The organism is Rhizorhabdus dicambivorans (assembly GCF_002355275.1).
GTDB classification, from domain to species: domain Bacteria; phylum Pseudomonadota; class Alphaproteobacteria; order Sphingomonadales; family Sphingomonadaceae; genus Rhizorhabdus; species Rhizorhabdus dicambivorans.
On sequence record NZ_CP023449.1, the window covers coordinates 3,543,773 to 3,562,396 of the forward strand.

17 protein-coding genes are annotated in these 18,624 nt (G+C 64.4%); 7 read left to right on the forward strand and 10 right to left on the reverse strand.

Annotation, left to right across the window (positions count from 1 at the left end):
• Positions 1–26 precede the first annotated feature (26 nt).
• Both CMV14_RS16605 and CMV14_RS16610 read right to left on the reverse strand, forming a co-directional pair.
• Entirely contained in the window at positions 27–860 is an 834-nt protein-coding gene (locus CMV14_RS16605) for an acetoacetate decarboxylase family protein (protein WP_066969477.1), read from the reverse strand.
• A complete protein-coding gene (locus tag CMV14_RS16610; protein ID WP_066969479.1) occupies positions 860–3,091 on the reverse strand; it encodes a TonB-dependent receptor in 2,232 nt (743 codons plus the stop codon). Before CMV14_RS16610 ends, CMV14_RS16605 begins: the two co-directional genes overlap by 1 nt.
• Before the next feature lie 335 nt (positions 3,092–3,426).
• Between CMV14_RS16610 and CMV14_RS16615 the strand changes: the two genes are divergently transcribed.
• On the forward strand, positions 3,427–4,299 hold the full coding sequence (locus tag CMV14_RS16615) for a helix-turn-helix transcriptional regulator (protein WP_066969481.1): 873 nt from the start codon (positions 3,427–3,429) through the stop codon (positions 4,297–4,299).
• A gap of 4 nt (positions 4,300–4,303) precedes the next feature.
• Here the strand turns inward: CMV14_RS16615 and CMV14_RS16620 are convergent, their stop codons facing one another.
• The 4 genes from CMV14_RS16620 to CMV14_RS16635 form a co-directional block, all read right to left on the reverse strand.
• On the reverse strand, positions 4,304–5,689 hold the full coding sequence (locus CMV14_RS16620; protein WP_083216137.1) for a spinster family MFS transporter: 1,386 nt from the start codon (positions 5,687–5,689) through the stop codon (positions 4,304–4,306).
• A gap of 66 nt (positions 5,690–5,755) precedes the next feature.
• On the reverse strand, positions 5,756–8,248 hold the full coding sequence (locus CMV14_RS16625; RefSeq protein WP_176488981.1) for a TonB-dependent receptor: 2,493 nt from the start codon (positions 8,246–8,248) through the stop codon (positions 5,756–5,758).
• A gap of 184 nt (positions 8,249–8,432) precedes the next feature.
• Entirely contained in the window at positions 8,433–9,260 is an 828-nt protein-coding gene (locus CMV14_RS16630; protein WP_066969488.1) for an SDR family NAD(P)-dependent oxidoreductase, read from the reverse strand.
• Positions 9,257–9,967: a glutathione binding-like protein gene (locus CMV14_RS16635; protein WP_066969490.1), complete on the reverse strand. Its 711-nt coding sequence runs from the start codon at positions 9,965–9,967 to the stop codon at positions 9,257–9,259. The genes CMV14_RS16630 and CMV14_RS16635 overlap by 4 nt, the downstream gene beginning before the upstream one ends.
• Positions 9,968–10,144: 177 nt before the next feature.
• Here CMV14_RS16635 and CMV14_RS16640 point away from each other — a divergent pair, with 177 nt between their 5' ends.
• Positions 10,145–11,182 (forward strand): LLM class flavin-dependent oxidoreductase, encoded by a 1,038-nt coding sequence (locus CMV14_RS16640; RefSeq protein ID WP_066969492.1) that lies wholly within the window; start codon positions 10,145–10,147, stop codon positions 11,180–11,182.
• Between the two features lie 18 nt (positions 11,183–11,200).
• Here CMV14_RS16640 and CMV14_RS16645 read toward each other — a convergent pair whose 3' ends face one another.
• Positions 11,201–11,689, reverse strand: a complete 489-nt coding sequence (locus CMV14_RS16645; RefSeq protein ID WP_066969495.1) for a nitroreductase family deazaflavin-dependent oxidoreductase — start codon at positions 11,687–11,689, stop codon at positions 11,201–11,203.
• Between the two features lie 182 nt (positions 11,690–11,871).
• Between CMV14_RS16645 and CMV14_RS16650 the strand changes: the two genes are divergently transcribed.
• Genes CMV14_RS16650 through CMV14_RS16665 form a run of 4 tightly spaced genes read left to right on the forward strand, consistent with a single transcriptional unit; the run spans position 11,872 to position 15,844 of the window.
• A complete protein-coding gene (locus tag CMV14_RS16650; RefSeq protein WP_066969497.1) occupies positions 11,872–13,140 on the forward strand; it encodes a cytochrome P450 in 1,269 nt (422 codons plus the stop codon).
• Between the two features lie 13 nt (positions 13,141–13,153).
• On the forward strand, positions 13,154–13,936 hold the full coding sequence (locus CMV14_RS16655) for an HpcH/HpaI aldolase family protein (RefSeq protein WP_066969499.1): 783 nt from the start codon (positions 13,154–13,156) through the stop codon (positions 13,934–13,936).
• Positions 13,937–13,950: 14 nt separating this feature from the next.
• Positions 13,951–14,898 (forward strand): TauD/TfdA dioxygenase family protein, encoded by a 948-nt coding sequence (locus CMV14_RS16660; protein ID WP_066969527.1) that lies wholly within the window; start codon positions 13,951–13,953, stop codon positions 14,896–14,898.
• Between the two features lie 16 nt (positions 14,899–14,914).
• On the forward strand, positions 14,915–15,844 hold the full coding sequence (locus tag CMV14_RS16665; protein WP_066969501.1) for an NAD-dependent epimerase/dehydratase family protein: 930 nt from the start codon (positions 14,915–14,917) through the stop codon (positions 15,842–15,844).
• 15 nt (positions 15,845–15,859) lie between these two features.
• On the opposite strand, the gene CMV14_RS16670 is transcribed toward CMV14_RS16665, so the two are convergent.
• Together CMV14_RS16670 and CMV14_RS16675 are read right to left on the reverse strand one after the other, a co-directional pair.
• Entirely contained in the window at positions 15,860–16,567 is a 708-nt protein-coding gene (locus tag CMV14_RS16670; protein ID WP_066969503.1) for a glutathione S-transferase family protein, read from the reverse strand.
• Between the two features lie 3 nt (positions 16,568–16,570).
• Positions 16,571–17,347, reverse strand: coding sequence for a glutathione S-transferase family protein (locus CMV14_RS16675; protein ID WP_066969505.1), 777 nt, complete (start codon positions 17,345–17,347; stop codon positions 16,571–16,573).
• 197 nt (positions 17,348–17,544) lie between these two features.
• On the opposite strand from CMV14_RS16675, the gene CMV14_RS16680 reads away from it, so the two are divergent.
• Complete coding sequence (locus tag CMV14_RS16680) at positions 17,545–18,297, forward strand: SDR family NAD(P)-dependent oxidoreductase (RefSeq protein WP_066969507.1); 753 nt, start codon at positions 17,545–17,547, stop codon at positions 18,295–18,297.
• A 21-nt stretch (positions 18,298–18,318) separates the two neighbouring features.
• On the opposite strand, the gene CMV14_RS16685 is transcribed toward CMV14_RS16680, so the two are convergent.
• Complete coding sequence (locus tag CMV14_RS16685; protein WP_066969509.1) at positions 18,319–18,621, reverse strand: DUF1330 domain-containing protein; 303 nt, start codon at positions 18,619–18,621, stop codon at positions 18,319–18,321.
• Positions 18,622–18,624: the final 3 nt, after the last annotated feature.

Sequence of the window (18,624 nt, forward strand, 5' to 3'; positions counted from 1 at the left end):
CGAGCAAGATTTTCGAAGGCTGAGCGTCAGCGGAGCGGATGGCCGGGAAGCTCGGCCAGCACTTTCATCTCGGTGAAGGTTTCGACCGAGGCGGTGGCGTTGAAGGCGACCGCGCTGAACGGCCCCTCGGGCGCCAGTTCCGCCAGCGGATCGAGTTCGAGCGAACCGAATTCGATCGACGCATCCTCCACCGCCCAGGCGCGCACCACCTGGTTGCTGCTGTCAGTGGGCGAGATGCACACCGAGCGATCCACGAAGCCCGTATATGTGACATCGGGTATCTCGCGCACCGTCAGCGTCCTGGTGCCGTCCCGATTAATCGCGGCGACCGCTGCCGTATCCATTTCGGCGCCGATCCGCATCCGCATCGTGATCAACCGCTGGCCGCGACGGCTGACGGTGACCTCGAATGCGTCGACGCTGGTCGGCACGAAGCGGATGTCCCCCAACTTCTTGAGCATGCCGAAATAGACCCCCCACGGACCCATGATGTCGATGTTGGTCTTATCGCCGTCGAGCGCGTCGATATATTCCCAGCCCGCGACCCCCCTCACGCCGTCATGCTGGGTGTGCGCCCGGAACTGGAAGCCGTGATAGGGCGTCACCCGGCCATCCATCGGCAGGGTGTTGCGGCTGGTGAAATACCAAGCATGCACCTCGGGCGGGCGCGACCGGTCCACCTTCAGCGGCGGCGGCAGGATCAGCTTCTCGATCGCTTCATAGCTGCTGCGGAAGGTGATCATATAGACGGCCATGTCGGGGAAGCTGAGGCCGGAATAGCGGAAAGCCTCACCGGGGCGGACCCCGGTAAGGTTGAGGACACCGCCTGTGAAGGGGCGATCCGACTGGTTCCCCGACATCAGAAGGAAAACAGCAGATCGAGACCGTAGGTGCGCGGAGCGCCGGGCATGGCCGAACTGCCGCGCGCGCCATCGCTCTGGATCTGCGCGACATAATATTTCTCGCGCGTTAAGTTCTTAGCCCAGGCGCGGATCGCGAAGCGATCGTACCGGCCCGGCAGGGTGTATTTCAGCTGCGCGTCGAGCAGCCCGTAGGACGACTGCCGCAGCGCATTGTCGGCATCCCAGGCGAAACCGTCATTATAGGCATAGTTTATGTCGAAATCGAACTTACCCGCGCTGGTTTCGATTCCATAGTTCAGGCCGATGTTGAACGTCCATTTTGGCACGCGGACCATATCGTTGCCGCTGGCGTCGAGCGGTGCGAAGCCGTTCACATAGCCCCCGACCGGGCCCAGCGCCGGATTGGTGTTGAGATTGGCCACCGGGGTCTGTGCGTTCGGGAAATCGGTATATTTGGAGTTCAGCCAGCCACCGCCGAAGCGCACGGTCAACCCGTCCGCCAGCGCCGCCTGCGCCTCCAGTTCCGCGCCGTAGATACGCGCCTTGGGCGCGTTGATGATCACCACGGTCGGCCCGCGGAACTGCTGGAACTGGGCATTCTTGAAGCTGTAGTGAAAGCCCGCGCCGTTGAGGCGCAGGCGCCGGTCGAACAATTCCGATTTGAAGCCCACCTCGCTGGCGTCGAGGATTTCGGGCTTGGCGGCGGTCGGCAGGAAGGGCAGTGTGTTGAACAGTCCCGCCTTGTAGCCCCGGCTCTGCGACGCATAGACCATCACATCGTCGCTGATCTTGTAATCGAGCGAACCCTTATAGGTGAACTTCTTGAAGGTATCGCGGCCGGTAATGGTCGGCGCGGGGATCACCGGGCTACCGACCAGATAGAAATCGCCCCGCCCTGCCCCGCTCAGCTTGTCCTGCGTGTAGCGGGCGCCGACCGTGAGGTCGAGCTTGTCGGTGAGGTGGACGGTCGCCTGACCATAGGCCGCGGCGGATTTGGTGCTGGAACGGCCATAGGTGTCGCTAACCGCGGGCAAGCCGCCAGCCGCGAAGTCGATCGCGAGGCCCGTGAAGCGGGAGGGCACATAGGCCGAGCGCGAGTTGAGATAGAAAGCGCCGAGCAGCCAGTCGAAACTCGACCCCGCCCGCGAAGCCAGCTGCAATTCCTGCGAGACCTGGCGCACCCGGCCGTAGAGATCGGCGCGGAGCAGATTGCTGCGGCCGAAGTCGGAATCGAACACGATATAGCTCTTGTCGCGCCGATAGGCGGTGATCGACGTCAAGGTCGCGAAGGACAGGTCATGTTCGATTCTGGCGGAAACGCCCCAGTTGCGGCTGCGGCTGACCGGGGTGTCGTTCGCCTCGATATCGTAGAAAGGCAGCTTGGGCTGCAACCCGAAGGGCGGCAGATCATAGCCGCGCTGGATGCCCGGCAGATACTGGCTCTGCGCTATGAAGTCGTTGTCCGAGCGGTTATAGTCGCCGGTCAGGGTGACGGTGGTGGTCTCGGACTTCCAGCGCAGCTTGCCGCGCACCGCCTTGGTGTTCTCGCGACCCCAGTCGCGCCCGGTGACGACGTTCTTGCCCCAGCCGTCACCCTGATCGATCAGCAGGCCGGTGACGTCGAAGGCCAGCCCCTCGGCGATTCCGGCCGATGCGTAGGCGCTGACGCGGATCATATTGTAATTGCCGTAACCGATGCTGCCCTCGGCCGTGGGCGTCTCGCTCGGATCGCGGGTGATGATGTGGATCAGGCCGCCGCTGGCGTTGCGGCCGAACAGCGTGCCCTGCGGCCCTTTCAGTACCTCGACCCGCGCGATGCTGTTGAGCTGCAACAGGGTGCTCGGCACGCGGACGAGGTAGACGCCATCGATATAGACCGCATTGCTCGCCTCGTTGCCGACCAGCGAGCCCGGATTGCCGATACCGCGCAGAAAGGGCTGTACCGATCCCGAGGTGGCGAAGATCGTCAGCGAGGGGACGATGCGGCCGAGATCGTTGGCGCTGGTGATGTTGGCCGAGGCCAGGGTGCCGCTGTCGACCGCACTGACCGCCACCGGCACTTCCTGCAGGTTCTGGCTGCGCTTCTGAGCGGTGACGACGATCTCCTGTAAGCCTTCGCTGTTATCGTCAGCGGCGGTCGCCTGCGCCCGGCCGGCGGCGGGCAGTACCAGGGCAACCCCGGCCAGGCTCAGCGCGATGCGGCGGCGGATTCCGAAAGCTGTGCGCATATCGTCTCTCTCCCTATTGCCGGGCGGCCGGTGCGATGCCGGCGCGCTCCTGCCCTGAGGTATGCGGGCGTTGATGATGTGACACGTTCCTTAGTCGTCACTTTTCGGCCGACAATCGAACCCGCACGATCACAAATGGAAAAGTCCAAATTCGAAAGTCGCTCTCTGCGGGTTTGGAACAGGACGCCACAACAATACGCGTTTCGCTACAATCGCGGCGATTGCGCTGGTATATCGAAGGGCTTCATAGGAAGCTGCCCGATCTGCCGGCAGGCTCATCGCGGACAATAAAGCGAGAACTGGTAAACCGGACGAATCGAGGCTGGGGTGTCGCTATGCAGACCGTTATCGAGAAATGCCCGTCGCGGGTAATCGCCGAACGTGTGCTGGACGAAGCCGAGGTGGGCATTGTCGACTATCACTGGAAAGAGTCCTTCATTTACCAGGACAAGGACAACAGCATCCACTATCGGCTGATGCCCTTCCATCTCGACATCCACGGCGCCTTCAATGGCGGATCGGGGCACCATATGGGCAATGTCTCGCTGCTGCCCGCCGGATCGGCACTGCGCGTATTTGCCGATGGCCGGCAACCCTATCGGGCGCGCACGCTGAAATGCAGCTTCGCACCAAGCTGGATCGAGCGGCTGCTGGGCCAGAGGTTCGACGCCAGCGGGTTGGAAATAGACAATTTTCTGGGGCTCAAGAACAGTAATGCCCGTGCCTGTCTGCATCGCATCGCGCTGGAACTGCTGGAGCCCGGCCTCGCCTCCAGCGCGCTGATCGAGTCCCTGCTACAGACTGCCGTCATCGAAATCATCCGCGATACGGGCCGCTTGTCGGCGGCATCTTTCGATGGGCCACGGTCCAACTCGACGCGGCTTTCGTCGGCACAGCTCGACCGGATCGCTGCGATGGTGGAGGATGGCCATGGCCGCATTCCCAGCGCCGCCGCCCTAGCGCACGAACTGGGCATGAGCGTATCGCATTTCCGCCGCCGCTTCCGCGCGACGACCGGCCAATCCGTGCACGAGTTCATCTCGGCCTCGGTGGTCGAGCATGCCAAGAGCCTGCTCGCCAACAGCCATCTATCGATGAAGGAGATCTCCTACCGGCTGGGCTTCACCTCACCCAGCAGCTTCTCAGTGGCATTCAAGCGGGTGGTGGGCTGCTCGCCCAGTTGGTTCCGCCTGCAGGCCCAGGCCTGACCGCTCAATCCTCCGGCAGTTCACGCATCAGCCGGCGCCCGCCGAGGAACAGCAGCGCCATGACCGGGAAGGACAATGCGCTGATCAGCGCGATCGACGTGCCCACAGCAAACGGATCGCGCATCACATAATCGGTCACGAGCGCCGTGGACACGGGCCCAAGGCCCGATCCGACGATAGCGCCAATCAGCACATAGGCGGCGGTCACCCGGCCGCGCACCGCACGGGGGGCGATCTTCTGCCAGGTCGAATATGAGCCAGCGGAGATGGCCCCGAACATGATCAGCCCGCCGCACAGCATCGCCAGCGCCACCGCCGGGGAAGCCACGAAATAGGCCCCGGCGAACAGCGGCGTAGCGATCAGTGAGGCGATGCCGGCGACCAGGAAATAGGCATCGGTGTGACCCCGGCGATAGATGCGATCCATCACCACCCCGCCGAAGAAAGCGCCGAATGCACCTGCCAGGCCGATGATCAAACCATAGGTCCAGCCCACATCGGTCGCCGTCCATTTGAACACGCGGATGAAATAGGTCGGCGTCCAGGCCGTGATAGCGTAGCTGACGAAGGCGGCGATCCCGAAGCCGCCATAGGCGATCGAGACGACCTTCCATCGTTCCCTGAGAAAGGCCGATACGCTGGCTTGCGCCGGTTGGGCGCGGATGGCGCGCAGATGCTCATTCGATCGCGGTTCATAGATCGCGAAGGCCAGCAGCGCGACCACGACGCCAGGAAGGCCGGTGGCAATCAGCACGGCCTGCCAGGGCGCCACCTGTCCCACGATCGGCAGCAGGACCGAAGGCCGGCCCGCGAACAGGCTGACCACCCATCCGCCGACGGTGAGCGCCACCCCGCCGCCGATATAGAAGCCGGCCGAATAGACACCGAGGGGCGTCGCCACCTTGTCGCGGGGGAACAGATCGCTGATCAGCGACACAGCGGTGGGCGCCATGCTGGCTTCGCCGATGCCGACAAAGGTGCGGCCGACGAACATCTGCCAGAAATTGCGCGCCAGCCCGCAGGAAGCCGAGGCGATCGACCAGATGGTTATGCCCAAGAACAGGATGATTCGGCGCGGATAGCGATCCGCTGCCCAGCCGATGGGCAGGCCGGCGACCGCATAGAGCAACGCGAAAGCGAGCCCCTGCAGCAGGCCCAGCTGGGTATCGGTCAGGCCCAGATCGGCTTTGATCGGATCGACCAGCAACGCAATGATCTGCCGATCGAGGAAGGAGAAGAGCGAAAAGATCAGCAATATGCCGACCGAGCCCCAAGCCGCGACAGGCCGATATGCCATCACCTCGCCGGGATCGGCCGAAACCGCCTTCACGCGGGCTGCCCCTTCGGAAAGATCGGACTGCTCGGGCGGCGCCGGTTCGGCCATCCTCATTCGACCTCATGCTCCAGATAAAGGAGGGCCGCCGGACGATAGTCGTCCGGCGGCCCGATCGTCACGTCAGAACTTGTACGATACGGTCGCACCGTAGGTCGCCGGCATGCCTGGGAACCGGACGATGACGTCGGACACGCGGATCACGTTGGTCCAGTAATATTTGTTGAAGAGGTTCTTGCCCCACAGGAACGCCTTCCAGCGCCCGTCGCCGCCGCTTACGCCGATCTGCCCATCAACCAGGGTGTATTTGTCGATCGCGAAGGGAGCGAGGTTCGGCTGCGGCGCATTCTGCGGCACGAACACCGCCGAGGTGGCACTGCGATAGGAGACGTTGACGCCAAAGAAGCCGTCGAGATCGGCGGTCAGGGGGCGCTCATAGTTCAGGTCGCCATTCAGGCTCCACTTGGGAGTGAAGTTGAACGGTGAGCCCGACTGGTCCTGCGAGATGCCGTCCACGGTCTGGCCGATATAACGCAGGATCTTGCTCTTGATATAGGTGCCGCTGCCGGTCAGTGTCAGCCCTTCAACCGGACGCAGGGTGGCCGAGGCCTCGAAGCCCTTCAGGCGCGATTTGGGGATCGTGTCCTGAGCGTTGATGTTGCCGAAAGGCGGGCCGACAAAGACGCGGGCGCGCAGCTGCTTGTTGATATAGTCATAGCGAAACGCGGCCGCCTCGAAGCTGAACATACGGCCCATGCGGAAACGGCCGCCCAGCTCGTAGGCCGTCAGCTTCTCCTGGACCACCGGGTTGTACGCGACGTGATCGGTGGTGTTAAGGGTGGAGAAATTGCCCGCCTTGAAGCCGCGGCTTACCCTCGCGTAGATCAGCGAACTCTGGGTCGGCTTGAAGTTCAGGTTGACGTTCCAGGGAACATTGTCCTGCTTCAGTGTACGGTTTGCAAAGCCCGGGGTCAGCAGCGGCAGACCAGCGGTGTCGTTCTGCTGGACTGCCGCGGTCGTATAAATCGCATAGCACTGACCGGCCGCCAGTTGCGGAATGGGCGGTAGGCCCGCCGGGGTGCGGAAGGCGTTGATGAGCGCGGTGTAGGCCGGAGTGGAGAAGCTATCGATCGGCGCGCCACAGCCGCGGAACTTGCGGGTGTCCTCACTCAGGCGGATGCCGCCGGAAAGGGTCAGCTGTTCTGTCAGTTCGGCATCGATGCTGGTGAAGATCGCCCAGTTCTTGATACGCTGGCTCGCCAGAATACGGCCACCGTTCGATGGGAAACCGAAAATATTCTGCACCGCCGAAGCATTGCGAAGGAACTGGGTCACGTCGTCATTGGTACGATCACGACCGTAATTTGCACCCACGAGCCAGTGGATATTGGCGAAATCGGCTGTCATGCGAACTTCCTGCGCGAACGACTTGATCTCGCCCTTTTGGAAGTTGCGCAGATTCTCTGAAGCCGCCGTACCGTCAAACTCCGAATTCTGGTCGCGCTTCAGATGCGCATAGGAGGTGATCGATGTCAGCGCGACCTGATCGTTGAGTTGCCATTCGGCGCGCACCGAACCCTGCCAGAACTTGTCGTCGCGATCGAAATTCTGTCCAGGATCCCAATCGGCGCGACGAGCGTTGCGGCCGGGCAGCAGATTGGGCCGGGTGATCACGGTGTTGTTCGCGGCGGTAACGCGGGTGCCGGTCGCAGCGTTGATCGGGCAGCCCGGCAGGCGGCCCGCCGGAGCGCTGCAGCTGGCGGAATTTACAGTATCGAGCACCACGAGATTGCGATCGACGTTGAAGGCATTCCCCGGGAAGACCGACACGAGTTGAGGCGCAACAGTATCGGACTTGTCCACCCAGCCGTTGAAGTTGAAAGACGCCTTGAAATTCTCGGTGGCCTCCCAATCGACGATGGCACGACCGGTGAAGTTCTTGACCTTCCCGAGCTTGTCGTTACGCGTGATGCTCTGCTGCCAGCCGTTGCCGAAACTGCCGCGCACGGCGACACGCGCCTTCAGGGTCGGCGCCAGCGGACCGCTGATGAAGCCTTCAACATTGCCGCGCATGAAGCGGCCGAGCGTCGCCGAGATGCCTGCCGAGAATTCGTCGGTCGGCTTGTTGGCGATGTAGTTGATGGCACCGCCGGTGGAGTTCTGGCCGTAGAGAGTGCCCTGCGGACCCTTCAGCACTTCGACGCGCTGCAGGTCCAGGGTGGTGCCTTGCGTCATCACCGGATAGGCGAGCGGGACTTCGTCGACATAGATGGCAACCGAAGAGCTGGAACCGATCGACGGCTCGTTAATGCCCACGCCGCGCAACGTGTAAATCGGGGTCGAGAAACCGCTGTCGCTGACCGACAGGCCGGGCACCAGCTTCGACAGGTCCGAAACATCGGTGAAGTTGCGGGTCTTGAGCGCTTCGCCGTTGATCGCGCTGATCGACATGCCGACGTCGGACAGGGCCTGTTCGCGGCGCTGCGCGGTAACAACGATCTCGCCGACGTCTACATCGTCAGCGGCGGCCTGCGGAGTCGCGTTCTGCGCGAAAGCGGCAACCGGCATCGCGATCATTGCGGAAGCCGTCAGCAGCAATATCTTTCTGGAAATCATCTTTCCGTCCCCTCTCTTGGCTTCGCCAGGCATTCTTCGGCCCGACGGCTCCGCCAGGGTGCATTATGAACCCGGCCATGCTGTCTTAGACCACCCCGACTATTTGACAGTGCCGTTTCGATTTTTGGATGAGAGCTTCATTTTGTATTTCGGTGCATAATGGCCCGATCCGCGCATGCCCTCATTATCCGGCAGGAAAATCGGCGGTTTTCCGCGGCTGCGGCACCTTGTCGGTATGCTGCACATCCATGGTCTGGTTGAGCACGGTGCGCCCGCCGTCGACGAAGATCGTCTGCCCGGTGATGTAGCTGGCATCGTCGCTGGCGAGGAAGGCGACCGCCGCCGCCTGCTCGTCGGGCCGGGCATAACGGCCGAGCGGGGTGCGCGCCAGCATCGGCCCCTTCATATCGGGATGCTCGAGCACCGGCTCCCCCGCCGGGGTGAGCGTCGATCCCGGCGCCACCGCATTGACCCTGATGCCATGGGGCGCCAGCGCCACCGCCATCGCGCGGGTCAGCCCGGCAAGCCCCGACTTCGACGCCGAATAGGCCACCTGCGCACCGGCCGCCAGTTCGGCGGCGACGGAGGTGATGTTGATGATCGACCCCTCGGCCTCGCGCTCGACCAGATGGCGGGCAACCCGCTGGCCCAGATAGAAGGGCCCCTTCAGGTTGACCTCCAGCTCACTCGCGAACATCGCGCTGGTCAGATCGAAGAAATTGACGAGCTGGATCTTCGCCGCCGAGTTGACGACGATGTCGGCCTTGCCGAAACGGTCGATCGTCTGCCGCACCAGCGCGTCGACCGCCGCCTCATCGGATATGTCACAGACGGTGAAGGCCGCCTCCCCGCCCGCGTCCCGGATCGCCGCCGCCGCGGCTTCGCCCGCCGCGCGCTGGAGATCGCACAACATCACGGCGGCGCCCTCCAGCGCCAGCCGTTCCGCACAGGCGAGGCCGATGCCGCTCGCCGCGCCGGTGACGATCGCCACCCGCCCCTCGAACCGCCTCATTTGACGGCGTGCGCCCCGAACAGGATACGGCGCTCATCCTCGTCCATCATGCCGTGGTTCTTCACCACCGGGCTTCCGGTGAAGGCGAACATGGTATCATAGGCACGCTTGACCGCCGGACGTTCGCGGATCGATAGGAACCAGCGCTTGAGATCGGGCAGGGATTCGAGATCGATCTGGTCGCGCCGGGCATGCGCGAAGATCCAGGGGAAGCAGGCCATGTCGGCGATCGAATAATCCCCGGCGATATAGTCACGGCCCTTCAGCCGGCTATCGAGCACCTTGAGCAGCCGGTCGTTCTCCGCACCGTAACGCTTCAGCGGATAGTCCATCGGCTCAGGCGCGTAGTTGCGGAAGTGGACGACCTGCCCACCGATCGGCCCGAGCCCGGCAACCTGCCAGATCAGCCATTGCAGCGCCTCCAACCGGACGAGCGGATCAGCCGACAGGTGGCGCCCGTATTTCTCGGCAAGATAGATCAGGATCGCACCCGATTCGAAGATGCTCACCGGCTTGTCCGATATCGCGGGCGCATGATCGATGATCGTCGGCAGCCGGCTGTTCGGCGAAATCTTCACGAAGTCGGGCGCATATTGCTCGCCCTTGCCGACATTGAGCGGCGTCAGCTTATGCTCGATGCCATTCTCCTCCAGGAAGATCAGTACCTTCTGTGCATTGGCCGACGTCCAGTAGAATAATTCGATCACCTTGCCCCTCTCCCGTTGCGATCGGATGGGACCATGCACACCGGATGGCCCGCTGGCGCAAGGCCAGGCTGCCGGAATGGGAAAGCTTTGCGCCTAAAAGCTAAGCCTATTTGCCTGCCGCGCCGGCACGCGCGGACTAATCACGGTGCGAGACCAGCCCAACGGAGGATCATCGCGGTGAAATTCGGCCTTTCCATCCCCACCCTCACCGGCTTTCCCCGCGCCAGCGAACCGGCGGGCGGCTGGAAGACGCGCTGGGAGCGCACCTATGAGCTGGCCGGGATGGCGGAGGAATTCGGCTTCGATTTCGGCACCGTCGGCCATCACCGTTTCACCCCGGAGCGGATCGATTCCCCGCAGCCGATGGTGGCGCTGGCGGCGCTCGCCGCGCGCACGTCGACGCTGCGACTGTGCACCAACATCTGCATCCTGCCCCTCCACGATCCGCTCGACATCGCCGAGCAGGTGGCGATGGTCGACGAGATTTCGGACGGCCGCATCATCCTCGGCGCCGCGATCGGCTATCGACCCTATGAGTTCGACCAGATCGGCCTCGACTACAAGAAGCGCGTCAGCCGCTTCGAGGAGGCGATCGAGGTGGTGCGCCGCGCCTGGAGCGACCAGCCGGTTCAATTCGAAGGGCAGCATTTCAGGGTCAACGGCGCCAATGTCTCGCCCAAGCCGGTGCAGAAGCCCTCGCCCCCGATCTGGATCGGCGCGCAGGTCGACGGCGCGATCGCGCGCGCCGCGCGGCTGGGCGATGGCTGGCTCACCGACAATATCGAGAGCGCAGCCTCGCTGGGCCCCAAGATCGCGCGCTTTCGGGCTGAGGCCCACGCCAATGGCCGGGCGGGCACGGTGGCGCTCAACCGTAAGATAGGCATCGGCGTCAACCGCCGGCAGGTCGAGGAGCAGTGGCTGCCACCGATCCTCGACGTCTATCGCGACTATGTCCGGCTGGGCGTGCCGTTCGACCAGCCTTTCATCGACAAGCTCGCCTCGGGCGACCGTCTAGGCCTTGCCGATCTACCCGCCGACCAGATCATCGGCGGCACCCCCGAGGATTGCATCGCGGCGCTCCAATCCTGTTTCCAGGCGACCGACAGCGACTATATCATCGTCGATTTCGGCCGCGGCGCCCATGGCGAGGACTATGAGCGGCTGCGCGCCCAGATCGACCTGTTCGGCCGCGAAGTGATGCCGGCCTTCCGATAGAAGGCACGGAGCCGGCGATCAGGCTGGCTCCATCGCGACGACCGGAATGCGGCGGGTCGTGCTGTTCTGGTAGGTGGTATATTGCGGGGTCTTTGTCTCGGCAAAGGCCCATAGCCGGGCATATTCGTCGGTGCCATGCTCGACGAAACGGGCCGACCGCATCGAGGTCTGCCGATCGATGATCAGCCGGGCACGAGGATTGGCGCGCAGATTCTCCATCCACAGCGGATCCCTCGGCTTTGCGCCATTCGAGCCGATCAGGTAGACGGTCCCGTCCATCTCGACATAGGGCATCACAGTCGAGCGTTCCTCGCCGCTCTTGCGGCCGATCGTGTAGATCATCAGCACCGGCATAGGCGGAAAGCCGACCATCGCCGAGAAGGTCTTCATCAGCAACGAAAAGCCCGTCGTCCGAACGAGAAATTTGTCGATCTTCTTGCCGGTGTTGCCGCGCATGAACTGCACGAACTGCCGCCCCGGCCTGGTCCTGATCATGGTCGACAACATTGGGAAAGCCCCATTTTCAGTCTCTGTTGGCCTGCGCTATCATGGCTGCGGAGGCGCGCGCCATTCCGGGCCGGGGCTTTTGATCGATCCCCAAACAAGTCGCCACTTCGCTTAAGACAGCGGCGCCCGCATTGGAGGCAGGTGCGATATCGGAAGGGCGACGCCATTTTGTGGAGACCGCCATGACGGGCGACCCGACGCATCGACCCAATGAGATTGACCGCCAGCTGACCGATCCCGAATTCTTCGCATCGGGCGGCCACCATGATCTGTTTCGCCGGCTGCGCGCCGATGAGCCGGTGCGCTGGACCAACGGCAGTGCTGCCCGCCCCTTCTGGTCGGTCAGCCGCCATGCCGATTGCGTCCACATATTGCGCGACCCGCATACGTTCAGTTCGCGTCTGGGCGGGCTTCTGCCGCTGAGCGCTGAGGAACCCGACGAGCACCAGCTGATCGCGGGCGGCTATGGCTCGATCCCGACCCACACCGACCCGCCCCATCACATGACCCTGCGCCGCCCGTTCAACAAATTCTTCTCCGCCCCGACGCTCGCGCCGATGCTCGGGCGGGTGCAGGCCTGCGTTGACCGGATCATGGACGAGATATTACCGCGCGGCGAATGCGATCTGGTCGATGACGTCGCCGCCCAGCTGCCGACCCGCATCGTCTGCGAGATGATGGGCGTGCCGCAGCAGGACCAGGCCCGCATCCGCCATTATTGCGCCGCCTTCATGGGCGCGCAGGATCCGGTCTACCAGATCGACGGCGATCCTCTGAAGACCCAGCAGACCAACATGCGTGCGCTGTTCGACTATATGTTCGAGCTGGCGATGCGGCGGCGCGGCACGCCGACCGACGACTTCACCAGCGTGATCGGTAATCTCGAGATCGACGGCGAGAAGCTGAGCGAGCGCGATGTGGGATGGTGGTGCTTCTCGATCGTCGCCGCCGGACTGGAGACCACCCGCGACACCGTGTCGGTCGGCATGCTCGAACTGCTCAACCAGCCGGCCGAGATGGCGCGGCTGCGCGCCGAGCCCGAACTGATGAACCTGGCGATCGACGAGATCGTCCGCTGGGTGAATCCGGCGATGCACAAATTCCGCATCGCCACCCGCGACGTGGAGCTGGGTGGCAAGACCATCCGCAAGGGTGACTGGGTGGTCGCCTGGCTGGTCTCCGCCAATCGCGATGAGGAAGCGTTCGACGAACCATATCGCTTTGATGTCGGCCGCAAGCCCAACGCGCATCTCGGCTTCGGCGTGGGCGAGCACAGCTGCATCGGTCGCCACCTCGCTCGCATGGAGATGCAGGCGATGATCACCGCACTGATCGAACGCACCCCCGACATGGCGTTGGCAGGCGAATGCGAATGGCTGGTGTCGAACAAGCACACCGTGCTCAAGCACATGCCGGTACGCTTCACCCCGCGTCCGCGAATGGCCGCCTGAGGAAGGAAGAACCATGGCCCTGTTGGAAGCCCGCAACCGCCTGAAAGCGATGATCGCGCGCGGCGAGCAGCCCTTCGGCATCTTCGTCTCGTCGCTCGATGCCGCGTCGACCGACATCATGGCCGATGCCGGCTTCGATTTCGTGATGCTCGACGGCGAGCATGGCCGGCTCGACCGGATCGCGGTTGAGCAGCATGTCCGCGCCGCCCGCGCCGGCGGGGTGATTGCCTTCGTGCGCGTGCTCGACAATGCGCCGACCCTCATCCAGTCCATGCTCGACGTCGGCGCCGATGGGGTGATGGTGCCGCATATCGACACCGCCGAGCAGGCACGCGCCGCGGTCGCCGCGAGCCGCTACGCGCCGCAGGGCAAGCGCGGCATGTGCCCGGCCTGTCGCGCCGGCCGCTACACGCTCGACGGCTGGCCCGAGCATGTCCACGCCTCGAACGAGAATGTGATGGTGATCCCGATCCTCGAATCCCGCCAGGCGATCGAGAATGTCGATGAGATACTCGCCGTCGACGGGATCGACCTGGTGATGTTCGGCCCCGGCGATCTGTCCGCCGACATGGCGATCGACTTCTCGAAGGACGGCCACCGCATGGAAGCCGCGTGGCGCCGCGCGCTCGACGCCACCCGCGCGGCGGGCAAGCATATGCTGGCCCCGGCGGGCTTCACCTATGACGAGGCCGACATGCTGATCGTCGAGATGGAACTGATGCTGCTGCGGCGCACGGTCGCGCGCCTGGTCGCCGACCATCGCACTGCCCGGGCCGGCCGCCGCGCCGCCGAATGAGGATGGAAAAGACGATGCCCCAGCCCTTCCGCGTCGCGCCCCTGCGCGACGATCTGCCGTTCGGCGCCGAGATCGCCGGGCTCGATCCCGCCACCCTGTCCGATCCCGCCGTCCGCCAGGCGCTGCGCGACATATGGACCGACAAGGGCGTGCTGGTGTTCCGGGGGCTGGAGGGGGAGCAGGTCCATCTCGATCTCAGCCGGGTGTTCGGCACGCTGGTCCAGCACCCGACCCGCGAGGCGCGGGCCGAGCATCCCGAGCTGATGACGGTGCGCTACAAGCCCGAAAGCGGCTGGCTGATCGCCGTCGACGGCGAGATGCGCGGAACCTGGCTGCCCTGGCATTCGGACCTGATCTATGTCGACCGGATCAACCGGGGCGGCATATTGCGGCCGATCGTGCTGCCCAGCCAGCTCGGCCAGACCGGCTTCATCGACAAGATCGGCGCCTGGCGCACCCTGCCCGACCGGCTGAAGCAGCGCATCGAAGGGCTCAGCGTCATCTACAAATATGATCTCGACGCCGCCCACCAGCGCTTCGGCCGCACCGCCGACGTCCATATGGCGCGGGTCAGCCCCGACGTCGCCAGCATCCAGGCGCGGCTCGACGATTTCCCGCGCGTCATCCACCCGATGGTCTACCAACAGCGAGAGACCGGCCGCAAGGTACTCAACGTCTCGCCCTGGTTCGCTGTCGGCATCCAGGGGATGGAGAATGCGGAAGGCGACGCACTGCTCGCCGAGGTCGCCGACCACATCGTCCACAGTGAGGAAGTCTATCTCCACGACTGGGCAATGGGCGACATGGTGCTGTGGGACAATTGGCGCGTGCTGCACAGCGCCACCGGCTGCCCACCCGATGAGGAACGCTGGATGCTGCGCACCACGATCGAGGGCGATTATGGCCTGGGCCGCACCGAAGCCGACGCGGCGATCGACCGCAGCGACTATATCACCGTCTGATTTCCGGAGAACCAATATGGCGAGCGTCCTCATCACCGGGGGCACCGGCCTGATCGGCTGGTGCGCCGTCGAAGCACTGATCGAACAGGGCCACGGGGTCGTGGTCTATGACCTGAAGCCGAACATGGAGAACATCGCCCATCTCGGCAACCGGGTGAGCGTGGTCGCGGGCGACGTCACCGATCTGCCCAAGCTGCTCAACACGATGCGGCTTCACGGCGTCGACCATGTCCTGCACCTCGCCGCCTTCATCACCGATCAGGCGAAGCTCGATCCGGCGGGCGCGTTCAAGGTCAACGCGGTCGGCACCGCCAACATCTTCGATGCGGCGCTGGCACTGGGCGTGCGCCGGGTGGTGTGGACGAGCAGCGTCGTCGCGCTCGGCGTCGGGCCGGGCTATGACGGCACGCCGGTCGACGAGAGCTACAGCGTCGTCTCGCGCTCGCCCTATGGCGCCTCCAAATGGGGCTGCGAGGTGATCGCCGAAGGCTATCGCGATCTGGGGCTCGATATCGTCGGCATCCGCCCCGCGCTCAGCTATGGGCTCGGCCGGCTGACCGGCGGCACCGGCGTGTTCAACAGCGCGATCCGCGCCGTCGCACTCGGGCAGCCAGCCGGAATCATGGGATCGCCGAGCGGATTGCATCAGCCGATGTATAATCGCGACATGGCGGGGCTGCTGATCGAGGCGATGCTCGGCCCAAAACCCGAACACGGCATCTTCAACGTCCCTGCCGAGCGCGATTACAGCGACGAAGATGTCCTCGCCATCCTGCGCCGCGTCTGCCCCGGAGCCGTCGTCCACACCGATCCGGTGCCCGCCTACATCCCTGCGATCCCGATGGTCGACGGCCGCCGCGCGCGCCGCGAGATCGCGTACACGCCGCGCTACACGCTGGAGGACGGGATCCGCGAAATGGTGGAGGCGTTCCGCCGGGAGGAGTGATGCCCTGCCCGCCCCTCACTTCACCTGGGTCTTCTCCGCCCCATAGTCGACGGGCACGTTGTAATAGTCGCCCTTGTAGAGCGTGAGGGTCTCCTCGCTCAGATTCTCCATACCGACCAGCCGCGCCCGCTTCACCGCCGGCCGCGCGCCCATCGCGTGGAACCAGCGCGCGACGTTCGGGAAATCGTCGAGCGACTGGGCGTGCATCTGATGGAACCAGACCCACCCCCAGCAGGCCATGTCGGCAATCCCATAGTCCTCGCCCGCCACCCACGCGCGCTCGGCGAGGTTGCGGTCGAGGACGCCATAGAGGCGCGCGCTTTCCTTCACATAGCGCTCGATCGCATAGCCATTGCCCTCGGGCGCGTAGCGGCGGAAATGGTGGGTCTGGCCGGCCATCGGCCCCAGCCCGCCCATCTGCCAGAACAGCCATTCGAGCGCGCGCACCCGTGCCGGGCCCGATGGCGCCAGGAAGCGCCCGGTCTTCTCGGCCAGATAGACGAGGATCGCGCCGGACTCGAACACCGGCTGCGGCTCCCCCGGTACGTCGTGGTCGACGATCGCGGGCACCCGGTTGTTGGGGCTGATCCTCAGGAAGTCCGGTGCGAATTGCTCGCTCTTGGTGATGTCGATCCGCTTCACGGCATAGGGAAGTCCCAGTTCCTCCAGCATGATCGACACCTTCCAGGTGTTCGGCGTCGGGAAATAATAGAGATCGATCATGGCTCAGAACTCCAGCGGCAAGCCGATATGGCGGCGATAGATCATGTCGCGGTGCGCGATGAGGATGGGATCGAGCGCCGCCGCGACCTCCGACCCCGCATCGGCATAGCGTTCGTGCAGCGCGGGCGGCATCGGCGCATCCTCCAGCGGCAGCGGCGCGATCATGTTCGAGAAACAGGCCCAATACAGGTCGCAGGCGCCGAGCCGGTCACCGACCAGATAATCGGAGCCCGCCGCGCGCTGGAGGTGGAGCCGATCGGCGAGCATGCCCATGATTGCAACCATGCGACCCGTCGCCGCTTCGGCCGCCGCGCCCGAATAGCCATATTGGCGACACATGTGCAGCACATGCGCGGGCGCCGCGGGCGAGACGTCCCCGGGGCCGTAAAGCCCCTGGAACATCACAAGGCGCCGCGACCAGCCGAAGCCGCCGGGCGCGCAGATCTCAGCGGAAATGCCTATCGACAGCGCGCGATCGAGCGGCGCCTCGGGCAGCAGCGAAGGACCGGTTCCTATTCGCTCGGCCAGCATCAACTGATCTAGCCAGTTGCTGACCGGCGGATCGGCATCGAGCATCGCGATCGGCGCGTTGCGTGAGCCGGTCCACGCCACCAGTTCCTCATTGGGTTCCAATATCTTCTGCTCGACCGGCCGGAAGCCTACCCCACGAGCCTTGAACACGGCCTTGGCGGATTCGCCCCATGGGCCCGGCACATGGGCCGACAACACCAGCCGCAGGCCGGTGAGATCGCGGGCCTCGGCGACGCTCAGATATTGCATGATGGGGCTCCCTCCCGATCCGTGTCCTGTCCGTCAATCTGAGGCGCCCACCGAAGATTTTCCACCGCCGCCGGGGCTATTGTTCCGATTGAACAACAGACGATCGAAATCCCCAACCGCCGGACGCTGCCGTGGGGCGGCGGGTGCCATAGAGCTAGGCTGACATCGGCACGAAGGCCGCAGCCCAGGAGAGACAGGTGAAGAACCTAAAGGACAAGATCGTGCTGATCACCGGCGGCGGGGCCGGATTCGGCAAGGCCATCGCCGCGCGTTTCGTCGCTGAAGGCTCGAAGGTGGTGATCGCCGATATTGACGTTAAGGCGGGCCAGACCACCGCCGACGCGCTGGGCGGCCATTTCATCCGTACCGATGTCTCCGATGCCGATTCGGTCCAGGCAGCGGTGGCGTTCACGGTGGAAACACATGGGCGGCTCGATGTGATGGTCAACAACGCCGGGGTCGAATCCGCGCAGGCGCCGATCCATGCCTGCTCGATGGAAAACTGGAATCGCGTCGTCGCCGTCAACCTGAACGGCGTGTTCTACGGGATGAAATATGCGCTCGCCCAGTTCGTGAAGCAGGGCAGCGGCAATATCGTGAACATCTCCTCGGTCGGCGGGATGATCGCCTTCCCGGGCCTGCCGGCCTATTCGGCGGCCAAAGGGGGCGTGTCCAACCTCACCCGCGGCGGCGCACTCGAATATGCCGCGCAGGGCATCCGCGTGAATGCAATCGCGCCGACCGCGGTCATGACCGAGATGAACGAACGGATGAAGCGCGACGCCGAGGATCCCGAAGGCTTCGTCGCCTATCTCAACGCGATGAATCCGATGCCCGGCACCCCCACAGCCGAGGATATCGCCGCCGCCGCCGCCTTCCTGGCGAGCGACGACGCTGCCTTCATCACAGGCGTCATCCTGCCGATCGACGGCGGCTTCACCGCGCAGTGAAACGAACAAGGCCGGCGGAGTTCAGGCTTCGTCCGGCCCGCGCATCGCCATGATGAAGCGCGTATGCGCCGAGGCATGGCGGAAGGGGATGCATCGGCCGTAGTCGGCCGATGCCATGAAGGCCTTCGCCCGGTCGAGCGAAGGGAATTTCAGGATGAACAGGTGGTTCGCGGGCGCTTGCCCCTCGAACAGGAAGGGGCAGTCGTCCCCCGACACCAGCTCAACGTCGCCCAGTGCGGCAATCAGCGGCAGCGCGCCCTGCCGATAGCGGGCATAGCCCGCATCGTCATGGACGTCGATCGCGCCGACCAGATAGGCGGCCATCGG